This window comes from Mycoplasma sp. (ex Biomphalaria glabrata), from assembly GCF_001484045.1.
Lineage (GTDB): Bacteria > Bacillota_I > Bacilli_A > Mycoplasmatales.
In genome coordinates this window covers 149633-161282 of the sequence record NZ_CP013128.1, presented here as the reverse complement: position 1 = coordinate 161282, position 11650 = coordinate 149633, and the positions used below count along the sequence as shown (strand labels likewise).

9 protein-coding genes, 2 rRNA genes and 1 other annotated feature (1 of these 12 only partly in view) are annotated in these 11650 nt (G+C 33.1%); all 11 genes read left to right on the top strand.

Features of this window, described 5'->3' with window-relative positions; genetic code table 4:
• Window positions 1-2425: ribosomal RNA gene (locus ASO20_RS00490) — 23S ribosomal RNA — on the top strand; it begins 498 nt to the left of the window's first position.
• A 101-nt stretch (window positions 2426-2526) separates the two neighbouring features.
• Window positions 2527-2633: ribosomal RNA gene (rrf, locus tag ASO20_RS00485) — 5S ribosomal RNA — on the top strand.
• Between the two features lie 415 nt (window positions 2634-3048).
• Window positions 3049-4515 (top strand): ABC transporter permease, encoded by a 1467-nt coding sequence (locus ASO20_RS00480; protein WP_085055965.1) that lies wholly within the window; start codon window positions 3049-3051, stop codon window positions 4513-4515.
• Between the two features lie 2 nt (window positions 4516-4517).
• Window positions 4518-5648: a tRNA 2-thiouridine(34) synthase MnmA gene (mnmA, locus tag ASO20_RS00475; protein ID WP_085055964.1), complete on the top strand. Its 1131-nt coding sequence runs from the start codon at window positions 4518-4520 to the stop codon at window positions 5646-5648.
• A gap of 39 nt (window positions 5649-5687) precedes the next feature.
• The gene (locus tag ASO20_RS00470; protein ID WP_085055963.1) at window positions 5688-6977 is read left to right on the top strand and encodes an AI-2E family transporter; all 1290 of its coding nucleotides are present in this window, start codon (window positions 5688-5690) and stop codon (window positions 6975-6977) included.
• 2 nt (window positions 6978-6979) lie between these two features.
• Complete coding sequence (alaS, locus tag ASO20_RS00465; RefSeq protein WP_085055962.1) at window positions 6980-9697, top strand: alanine--tRNA ligase; 2718 nt, start codon at window positions 6980-6982, stop codon at window positions 9695-9697.
• Complete coding sequence (locus ASO20_RS00460; protein ID WP_085055961.1) at window positions 9690-10130, top strand: RuvX/YqgF family protein; 441 nt, start codon at window positions 9690-9692, stop codon at window positions 10128-10130. The genes alaS and ASO20_RS00460 overlap by 8 nt, the downstream gene beginning before the upstream one ends.
• Before the next feature lie 72 nt (window positions 10131-10202).
• Window positions 10203-10670, top strand: coding sequence for a transcription elongation factor GreA (gene greA, locus ASO20_RS00455; RefSeq protein ID WP_198140236.1), 468 nt, complete (start codon window positions 10203-10205; stop codon window positions 10668-10670).
• A gap of 23 nt (window positions 10671-10693) precedes the next feature.
• Window positions 10694-10897 carry a hypothetical protein gene (locus ASO20_RS00450; protein ID WP_085055959.1) on the top strand — a complete coding sequence of 68 codons (204 nt, stop codon included), beginning with the start codon at window positions 10694-10696 and terminating at the stop codon, window positions 10895-10897.
• Between the two features lie 61 nt (window positions 10898-10958).
• Window positions 10959-11034 (top strand) — a sequence feature (ribosomal protein L21 leader region).
• A 5-nt stretch (window positions 11035-11039) separates the two neighbouring features.
• Window positions 11040-11339: a 50S ribosomal protein L21 gene (gene rplU / locus ASO20_RS00445; RefSeq protein WP_085055958.1), complete on the top strand. Its 300-nt coding sequence runs from the start codon at window positions 11040-11042 to the stop codon at window positions 11337-11339.
• On the top strand, window positions 11339-11650 hold the full coding sequence (locus ASO20_RS00440) for a ribosomal-processing cysteine protease Prp (RefSeq protein ID WP_085055957.1): 312 nt from the start codon (window positions 11339-11341) through the stop codon (window positions 11648-11650). The genes rplU and ASO20_RS00440 overlap by 1 nt, the downstream gene beginning before the upstream one ends.

The following is an 11650-nucleotide window of genomic DNA, read 5'->3' as shown; positions in this document are numbered from 1 at the left end:
TACCGTGAGGGAAAGGTGAAAAGTACCCCGAGAGGGGAGTGAAAAAGTATCCTGAAACTATAAACTTACAAGAAGTCAGAGGGCGTTAATGCCTGATGGCGTGCCTATTGAAGAATGAGCCGGCGAGTTATGTTTGCATGCAAGGTTAAGTCGTAAAGACGGAGCCGTAGTGAAAGCGAGCCTTAAGAGGGCGCTAGTATGTAGCCATAGACCCGAAACCCAGTGATCTAGTCATGACCAGGTTGAAGGTGTAGTAAAATACACTGGAGGACCGAACCGACGTTCGTTGAAAAGACCGCGGATGAGTTGTGACTAGTGGTGAAATTCCAATCGAACTGGGTGATAGCTGGTTCTCCCCGATATAGCTTTAGGGCTAGCGTCTGGATTAAAGGAGAACGAAGGTAGAGCTCTGAATATACGATGGCCTCATCTAGAGGTACTGAGTATAATTAAACTACGAATGTCGTTCTAACCATACCAGGCAGTCAGTACGTGTGCGATAAGGTTCATGTACGTAACGGAAACAGCCGATGATCACCAAATAAGGTCCCAAAATTTATGCTAAGTGGAAAAGGAAGTGTCACTACTAATACAGCTAGAATGTTTGCTTAGAAGCAGCAATCGTTTAAAGAGTGCGTAACAGCTCACTAGTCTAGTGGTAATGCGCCGAAAATGTACCGGGGCTAAAGCATAATACCGAATTTGTGGGTGTATAAACTATGTTTATACGCGGTAGGGGAGCGTTCTTATTGCGCTGAAGATTGACCGTGAGGACAGTTGGAGCGATGAGAAGTGAGAATGCCGGCATGAGTAACGAATGAAGGTGAGAATCCTTCACACCTATTGACTAAGGTTTCCTGGGCCAGGTTCGTCCACCCAGGGTTAGTCGGGACCTAAGGCCAGGCCGAAAGGAGTAGCCGATGGACAACAGGTTTATATTCCTGTACTTGGATATTGAGAAATGGAGTGACAGAGAAGGTTATGTCAGCCGGTCATTGGTAGTACCGGCCTAAGCATCAAGGTGGTCATGTAGGCAAATCCGCATGGCGTAACATTGAGGTGTAAAAGATACCGAAACCCTCGGGGAGTAGGAAAGTGACAAATATCACGCTTTCAAGAAAAACTTCTATCGCTAATCAATATCTAACCCGTACCGATAACGAACACACGTGGTCAAGAAGAAAATTCTAAGGTGAGCGAGATAACTATAGCTAAGGAACTCTGCAAAATCACCCCGTACGTTCGCAAGAAGGGGTGCTCATAACTATGAGCCTCAGTAAAGAGGCCGGGGGAACTGTTTACCAAAAACACAGCTCTGTGCTAAGTCGTAAGACAATGTATACAGGGTGACGCCTGCCCAGTGTCGGAAGGTTAAAGCGAGATGTCAGCGGTTTTGCCGCGAAGCATTGACCTGAAGCCCCGATGAACGGCGGCCGTAACTATAACGGTCCTAAGGTAGCGAAATTCCTTGTCAGGTAAGTTCTGACCCGCACGAATGGCGTAATCATCCCGGCGCTGTCTCGGCTATAGACTCGGTGAAATTTTAGTACCTGTGAAGATGCAGGTTACCCGCAACTAGACGGAAAGACCCCATGAAGCTTTACTACAGCTTGATATTGTGTTTTAGTAATATTTGTATAGGATAAGTGAGAGACTTTGAAGTGTGAGCGCCAGCTTGCATGGAGTCAACCTTGGAATATCACTCTTATATTATTGAAATACTAACTTGTTCCCATTATCTGGGAAGAGGACAGTGTCAGGTGGGTAGTTTGACTGGGGCGGTCGCCTCCTAAAATGTAACGGAGGCACCCAAAGGTATTCTCAACATGGTCGGAAATCATGTGTAGAGCGTAAAAGTAGAAGAATGCTTGACTGTGAGGCCTACAAGCCGAACAGGAACGAAAGTTGGGTTTAGTGATCCGGCGGTGCTGTATGGAAAGGCCGTCGCTCAATGGATAAAAGCTACTCTGGGGATAACAGGCTAATCTCCTCCAAGAGTTCATATCGACGAGGAGGTTTGGCACCTCGATGTCGGCTCATCACATCCTGGCGCTGTAGTAGGTGCCAAGGGTTTGGCTGTTCGCCAATTAAAGTGGTACGTGAGCTGGGTTCAGAACGTCGTGAGACAGTTCGGTCCCTATCTGTTGTGGGCGTAGGAAAATTGAGATGATCTGTTCTTAGTACGAGAGGACCGGAATGGACACACCGCTAGTGCTCTAGTTGTCACGCCAGTGGCACAGCTAGGTAGCTATGTGTGGAATAGATAAGCGCTGAAAGCATCTAAGCGCGAAACTAACATCAAGATGAGTTTTCCCACCAATTTATTGGATAAGTTCCCTTGTAGACAACAAGGTTGATAGGATGGGTGTGTAAGTGCCGTGAGGCATTGAGCTAACCATTACTAATAGAACGAGGACTTTACTTTTTTAAATTCATGAATTGTGAATTTTACTTTTTGAGAAAATTACTTTTTAGAATTGATGAATTCATTTCGGTTTTCAACGAATATACAACAACGTTGTCTGCCTTGGTGCCTATGGCGTAATGGACACACCTGTTCCCATCCCGAACACAGAAGTTAAGCATTACTGCGGCTACGATAGCTTAATTGCAAAAATAGCACGGTGCCAGGGCTTTTTTATTTTTTATTTTTATTTCATCTTATTTAAATTCTATTTAAATAAGTATTTCTTTCTGTTAGGAATTACTCGGTTAGTCAATTGAATTTTATTTTAGTTGTTGCTAATGATATCCTTAATTTGATTGATAATTCATTATCGATCACCAAAATAATTAAATAAAAGCACTACTTCCTTGGAGGTAGTTTTTTTATTTAATTATGTTGTAAAATGTTATTAGTTGGCGTGAAAGGTTTCAAATGATTTTTTTGCTAAATATTATTAAACAAAATTTTATTAATCAAGTGAATAGTAATGATCATTTTGATCATCTCATGCTAGTGTTAGGGATAGTTTTTGCAATTACTGCTTTGATTGTAGTGTCAAGTGTAATTTATTGATTTTTTTTCCACAATAAAAGGAAATAATTATGAGTAAAAAAACTGAGAAGATAAATTGATTTAAAGAATTTTGCCGATTTCATTTTGATACAAAGTTAAAAAGAATTGGATTTGTGATTTTGCTTATCGTACCGATGTTATATTCATTTTTGTACTTATATGCTTTTTGAAACCCACTAGAAAAGATAGGGAATGGAAATTACTACATTGTAAATCAAGATACCAATCCAACTACTGGAACTAATTTAGAAAAAGTGTTGCAAGATGCAGAAAATGAAAAAATTATTCAGCATGAAAATGATGGTTCTTATTTAATGAATGTAGACACCGGTCTTCAAAAATTATCATTACATTTCCATGCGATTAATGATCCTAATCATCAATGAAATTCTGAAAAAACGGATGGTTCGTTAGTAATTCCACCAAGTTTCAATGAAGACATAGTTAATGTTTATAATGGAACATCTTCCACGATTCCTCAATTGCAATTTGAATGTTCATTGAAAAATAATTTTATTTTAAGTCAATTACTATATACCGTTGTAACTGGTTTTAATAATTTTGCTGCAATTATTGTAGTTAATGACGCATTAGATTATATTTCTAAAAATTTTGGTACAGATATTAATAAAATAAAAGCTGATTTTCAGAATTTTTTTGAACATATTTTCGGGCCGAGTTATGCTACTGAAATTAAAGCGATTTTGGATGCCGCTTTTGGAACAAAAACAATTAATGAAATACAAGATATTATCAATTCACTCCGCGCATTAATGACGCAGTTCGCTAAAGACAAAATGACTGACGAGGGATTGACATTCGTTAACTTTGATATTACTGGAAAACAATATTTTGGAGTAACTGGGATAGGTTTGGCGCCTTTCTTTATAGCTTTAGGAATTTGAATGGCTTGCGCTTTTCAACATGATCGATATGAATTTGTTAATAAGCGTCGCGCCAATTTGAAAGAAAAATTGCGTAATTACTTTAAAAATTATTCATTCTTTATTGCCATCCTAACTTTACAAATTTTAGTATTATGGTTGTGCTTAACTGCTTTGGGAGTACGTTTTGGTTTTGGCGAAACTATCATTTTATTGTTAACAGAAATTGTTGCTGGAATTGCCTTTAGTGCAATTGTATACGCAATGGCTTATTTTATTAGAAACTCTAAAATAACACAAACTTTAATTATTGTCACTCTAATTTTACAGTATTTAGCATCAGATGGTACATATCCAGTTTTTACAGAACCACTATTATTCAGAGGATTATCATATGTAACTCCGTGAACTTATTTTGTTCGAGCATATCGTGAATTAATATCTAACTTCGATTGAACTTCTTGAGGTGAAAATGTAGGAATTATGTTATTAATTGCTATTATTTTTATTATTATCGCAGTAATTAGTTTAGTTGTGGGTGATAAATGATTAAGGGTAAGAGTTACTAAAAATCCAAAATTATTGCAAGAAAAAACGAAAGAGGCGAATTAATAATGAAACTTAAAAAAGTAATTGTTGGTTTAAGTGGTGGAGTTGATTCAAGCGTCGCTGCGATGCTTTTGATACAGGCTGGTTATAACGTTGAAGGATTATTTATGCGCAATTGAGATTCAATTGTAAATAACGACATTCTAGGAAATAGTCATTTAGATGATTTTGTTTGCCCACAAGAAGAAGATTATCGTTATGCACAACTTGTTGCAGAAAAATTAAATATTAAATTACATCGTGTGGATTTTGTAAAGGAATATTGAAATGAAGTTTTCCAATATTTTATTCATGAATACAAAAAAGGGCGAACACCAAACCCAGATGTTTTATGTAACAAATATATAAAGTTTAACCATTTTGCGCACTATGCATTTAATAATTTACAAGCAGATTATATTGCGATGGGTCATTACGCTAAAACAATTCATGAAGACGGTCGTACTTATCTTGTCAAACCGAAAGACGCAAATAAGGATCAAACTTATTTTTTAGCAGGTTTAAGTGAAGAACAAATTTGTCGATGCCTATTTCCTTTAGCTAATTATCACAAACAAGAAGTTCGAGTTTTAGCGAAGGAATATCAATTGCCAACTGCATTTCGTAAAGATTCAACAGGAGTTTGTTTTATTGGTGAAAGGGATTTTAGTAAATTTTTGAAAAATTATGTTCCATCTCAACCAGGAAGCATTGTGGACATTGAAACTAATGAAATAGTTGGGCAACATGAAGGTGTAATGTATTACACTATTGGCCAAAGAAAAGGGTTAGGATTACACGGTAATGCTAGCGCTTATTTTGTTGTTGGGAAAAAAATAGAAGAAAAAATTCTATATGTTGCTAAAGGAACTTTTAATAAATATTTAAAAAGTGATGCCGTATTGCTGGAAAATGTTTCGTTAATAAACCATAGAAAATTAGAAAAAATGCGAGTAGAGGTAAAATTTCGTTATCGTCAGGCAACGATCCCGGCAACTATACATTTTTTAGAACATCATCATGCAAAGGTAACGTACGATAAATCTTATTCAGTAACTCCTGGACAGTTTTGTGTATTTTACGACGATGATAGATGTTTGGGAACAGGAATAATTGCAAAAGTATATTCACAAGATAAAGAATTAACTTATTTGTAGTTATTTAAAATGTTATAATCAAAAACGTTAACAAAAATTATGGACACACAAGAAAAACAACCAATCACTCCTAAGAAAAAAATTCCGATGTGAGAACATCCTTTTGAAAAATGAGGAAATAAAGCAAAATGAACTTTTTCAATATTTCTATTTGCTTTGGTTTTCTTTTTCTTTTTAGAAAGTGAACGTTCAAAAGTTGCTGGAGTTTTTTTAGGATTTTTACCACTTTTTTTAGCCATCGGAATCGGGAGCGTAATAAATCCGATTATTTTATTTTTCCAACGCATTACTAATTGATATTCCTTGTTTTGAAAAGTTATTTTTACATCGATTGCTGTTTTGATATTGTTATCAATGATTGCTGCAATATTGTATTTCTTAATTATAGAACTATCTGGTTTAGTATCGAGTTTTCTTGGTGATCAAGCTAGTCGAGATAGTTTTTTAAACGCTATCAATGCTCTAAATTCAAATGCTAAAATAGATCATATCGACAAGAATGGTATTTGATTTTTCGATCCAACCACGAATAAAATGATAGAAGTTACCTTAAATAACTTAGGTTCGTTATTTGTGGGTATCTTACATTTTTTTTCATGATTTAAGAGTTCATTTGACGTGATTACTATTCACAACGTTTTACAAGATGTTTCAAACACCTTTTCAACTACAAAAATAATTAGTCTTGTTTTTTCAAATATTAATATTATTTTCACTATTTTTATTGTGTTAGTTTATACAATTTTTATTTCATTTTATGTTTCTGGTAAATATAAAACATTAACATCATGAATGGCAAGTAACTTACCATTTGATAACAAAGAAACATCGGTGAAGGTCGCTAATGCTTTTAAGAATTCAGTTTTTACATGAGCTAGAGCAGTTTCTGTTAACACATTATTATTATTTATTTTAGTCCTTATTGGAACGATTATTGCGGCGTATGGGTTTAATTCACAATTTTTCAAAAACGGGATTGTATTCTTTCCGCTATTTTTTGCTATTTTCGCTATTATTCCGTATATTGGTACCATCATCGGTTATGCGCCAATATTAATTGCTGGATTAACTGACATTTCAACGAATAATAATTTTTGACCACTTATTATTATTACATTATTCATCGCTATCGGTTTATTACTACAAGGATTTGTAATTGGCCCAATTATTTTTAGTAAGTTTACGAGATTACACCCAGTAACTGTTCTTGTCGGAATAGGTGTTTTTGCTGGACTTTTTGGATTCGGAGGAACGTTTTTTGCTGTACCGATTTTAACAACTGTAAAATCGGTGGCAAACAACGTTTTTAATAAAAATTGGAGAATTTAAAGATGATAACACATTTGGAATTGAGAAAAAAATTTTTGGATTTTTTTGCATCAAAAGAACATCTAATTTTAGAAGGAATGTCGTTAGTACCAATAAATGATACTTCCTTATTGTGAATTAATTCTGGAGTTGCCACATTAAAAAAATATTTTTCTGGAATCGAAACGCCACCATGCAAGAGATTAACTAGTTCTCAACGTTCAATTCGCACAAACGATATTGAGAATGTTGGTTTTACTAGCCGTCACCACACCTTATTTGAAATGTTGGGAAATTTTTCAATTGGTGATTATTTTAAAGTTGAAGCTCTTGAGTGAGCTTGAGAATTTTTAACATCCAAAAGATGAATAGGATTGGATAAGAATAAATTATATATTACTGTTTTTGAAGAGGATCATGAAGCTATTCGCATCTGAAAAGAAAAAATTAAAGTAACTGAAGAACACATAATATATGGCACACGAAAAACTAATTTTTGAGATATGGGTCAAGGACCGTGTGGTCCAAATACCGAAATTTACTTTGATCGTGGCGAAAAATTTGACCCAAATAAATTAGGAATCAAATTATTAAAAGAAGATATTGAAAATGATCGCTATATTGAAATTTGAAATGTTGTTTTTAGTGAATTTAATAATGATGGTAAAAATAACTATCAACCATTACCTCAAAAAAATATTGATACAGGGATGGGTCTTGAACGAATATTAGCAATTTTACAAAATGCTCCGACGAATTTTGAAACTGATTTATTTATGCCTATTATTCATGAAATCGAGAAGTATGCCAAAGTAAATTATGAAAATGCCAAAGGTAAAGAATTAGCAACATATCGTATTATTGCTGACCACATTCGTGCCATTGCTTTTGCAGTTGCTGATGGCGCTTTACCATCCAATAAATCAAGAGGTTACATCGTTAGAAGATTAATTCGTCGTTCAATCTCTATGTTTAAAAAATATTTAGCACAAGATTTAAATCAAAATTGTTTACTAAGTTTATTGGTTGAACCATTCATTATTTTAATGAAACCAGCATACCCATTTTTACAAATTAAAAAAGATATTATTCTTGATTGCTTAAAACAAGAAGAAGAGAAGTTTGCTCAAGCAATGACAAAAGCTTTGAATGAATTTGAAAAAGCCAAACAAAACTGAAATATGAAGATAGCATTTAAAATGTATGACACATATGGAATGCCAATTGAACTCTTAAAAGAATGAGCTTTGGAAGCTAATTTAAAATTTATTGATAGTGAATTTGAAAAATGCATGGAAGAACACGTTGAATTATCTCGTAAAAATCAAAACTTTGGTTTAGCAATGGATGAACAAAACGATTTAGTTGAAGATATTAAAAAATTATCGAATCAATATATTGGTGAACAACATGCTTTTTGTGATGCCAAAATTATTTATATGTTTGAAAATAATGAAAAATTAACATACGCTCAAGAAGACGAAAATGTTGTCATAATATTCGACATAACACCATTTTATGCAGAGAGTGGTGGACAAATATACGATATTGGAGAAGTAAAATCAAAAGATGGTGAAAATATTGGTGAAATTTATAATGTGCAAAAAGGACCAAATAATACACATTTACACTATGCGAAAATTATTAAGGGAACGTTTAAGTGTGGCGATGTTGTCCGTTTAGAATATTCTAAAGAATTAAAAAAACGCATTGCTGCTAATCATTCTGTTACACATCTAGCACACGAAGTGATTTGCGATTTATTGAATGAAAAAGTTCCTCAATCTGGAAGTTATTTGGATGGCAACAGATTACGTTTCGATTTCACAACTCAGAAAAAAATAGACCATATTTTTATAAATAAGCTGATTGAAAAAACAAATAATATTATTCATCAAAATCTGAAGTTAAAGATTGAAGAAATGTCTTTAGATGTTGCTAAAAAATTGAATATTCATATGAATTTTGAAGACCGCTATGGTAGTGTTGTTCGTGTTGTTAAATTTGACGATTATTCTCAACAATTATGTGGAGGTTCGCATGTCAAACAAACAAAAGATATCGAACAGTTTGATATAACAAATTATAAATTGGTGGCTGCCAACACATATCGTATTGAAGCTATTACTGGTAAAGAAATCATTGCTAATTACTACACGGAATTAAATGCAAAAATTAATGAAACGTGAAGTACGTTAAAAAAAGATATTGAATCATTGATAGAAAAGAACAAAATCCAAAAAAATGCTGATCTTGTGAAATGTATGGACCAAATTAAAGATGCTTCTTCTTATGAAGAAGTTACTAAAAAACGTGAAAATATTGCAACTTTAAATAAGCTATATAAAGATTATCTAAAAGAACAAGAATTCAAATTGGTTAATTGATATATAAGTTCAATTATGAATTATATAATTAATGACTTAGATAACGAACCAATTAAAAATAAGTATGTAGATGACAAGTTAATTATCGTGGAAACTAATATTTTAGAAAATACTTTATTGCGTCAAGCTTTCGAAAAAGTAATAGAATATTATCAAAAAAAATTAGTTATTTTATTCAACAAAAATAATTTTGTTGTTGTTGGTGATAAAAATAACAAAAATGCCAACAACCATTTAAAAACTATTTTTACTAATTTTGGTGGCAAAGGTGGGGGTTCTAACATGATAGCTCAAGGAACTACTGAACAAAATCTTAATATTTTAAAGTTAAGGGAAGTCTTTAATCGTGTTTAAAGAAACTCCACGTTTCATCGGTATCGATATCGGAACAAAAAGGAGCGGAGTTGCACTAGCTAGTTTTGACAATAAATTAGTTTCAAATAGTTGAGTCGTAAATCATGGGGAAGTTTCAGCAACAAAAAAACTCGAACTTATTCTCTCTAGCATTAAATATCCAATCAAAGCTTTAATTATTGGCTATCCTTTTCATATGAATCAATCAACGGATTCAAAAATTTCAGACTCGCAGAAAAATGTTTTAGAAGTAATTAATTTGTTAAATGAAAATTATCCTGAAATAATAGTTATTCGAGTGGATGAACGTTTAACAACTAAATCATCGATTGATTTAGGACATTCCTTAGGATTGAACGAAAAACAAATGCGAGATAAAAAAGATGCCATTTCAGCGATGTTCATTCTTGATGTTTATTTGCATCAAGAATAATTTTTTGTAGTATAATAAATTTTAATTTAGGCATATTTTAGTCTTATGCCTTGAAGGGATGAATATATGTACATGGAAAACATTGTTTTAACTAAAGAAGGTTATGAAGAAATTTTTAAAAAACACGAAAATTTAATCAAAGTTGCTCGTCCAAAAGTAATTGAGGAATTAAAAGAAGCTCGTTCACAAGGAGACCTATCGGAAAATTCAGATTACGATGCAGCAAAAAATAAACAAGCTGAATTAGAAGCAGAAATTGCAAGATTAGAAGCGATTTTAGATGCTGCGAAAATTATTGAACATTCAACAAAAAGTCACACAGTTGGAATAGGTTCAATTGTGGAATTGGAAACAACTCATAAAATGCCAAAAACTTTACAAATAGTAAATGTTGTAGAAGCTGATCCGTTAGCAAGTCCAATTAAAATTTCTAGCACTTCACCTGTTGCTAAAGCAATCTTGGGAGCTCGTATAGGAGATACTATCGAAGTTCAAGGAATTTCACACCCTTATAAAATAACAATCAAAGAAGTAAGATAATTAAAATATTTCTAATAGTAGATATGAAACTATTAGATGATGAACAATTAACAAAAATAACTCCTGGACTAAGTCCGATGATGCCAATTGAAATTTTAAATTTTTTTTGAAAAATGTATAATTTTTTTAGTGATTTAGAAAAACAAGAAGCAGCTAATTATAAACAATATCAAAATCCAATAGAATATGATACTAATCATTATATGCCTGGTTTTGTTGCTCATTAAACGCTCTTTAAAATTTGCTTTAAGGAGCGTTTTTTTGTATAATTTTTCATGTTGTAGCTCAAAACATCTACAACCACATAAAAATGGCTATTAAAAAGATTAATTTCTTTGCCATCATAGTGAGTCTTAGGAGGTTACAAATATGTTCGCAGTTATCGAAACAGGTGGAAAACAAATTAGCGTAAATAAAGATGATATTATTTATGTTGAAAAATTAGACCAACCTGAAGGACAAGAAGTTATTTTTGATAAAGTTTTATTTGCTAACGGTAATTTCGGAAAACCATATATTGAAGGAGCTTCAGTAAAAGGTTTAATCGAAAAACAAGGTAAACAAGCTAAAATTAATGTAATTCGTTACAGACCGAAATCAAACTTACGTCGTTCTCAAGGTCATCGTCAACCATACACTAGAGTGAAAATTCTAGAAATAAATGCATAATGACTTCAGTTAAAATTTATTACTGTCACAACGATATTTCAGAAATTACTGTCCAAGGTCATGCCTTGTATGATAAAAAAGGAAAAGATGTTGTATGTGCTGGGATAAGTAGTGTTGTTATTGGCGGATTCAATTCTTTGAATCGAAATTTTAAAGAATGCGTTTCTTTAAGTATTGATGATAATATAGCAAAGTTGATTGTAATTAGAAATTCCAAAGAATTACAAATTGCGATTAATGTAATCGTTGATCAATTAGAAACGATCGCACAGTCATACACAAAAAATATAAAAATAGAAAAGGTGGTGTAA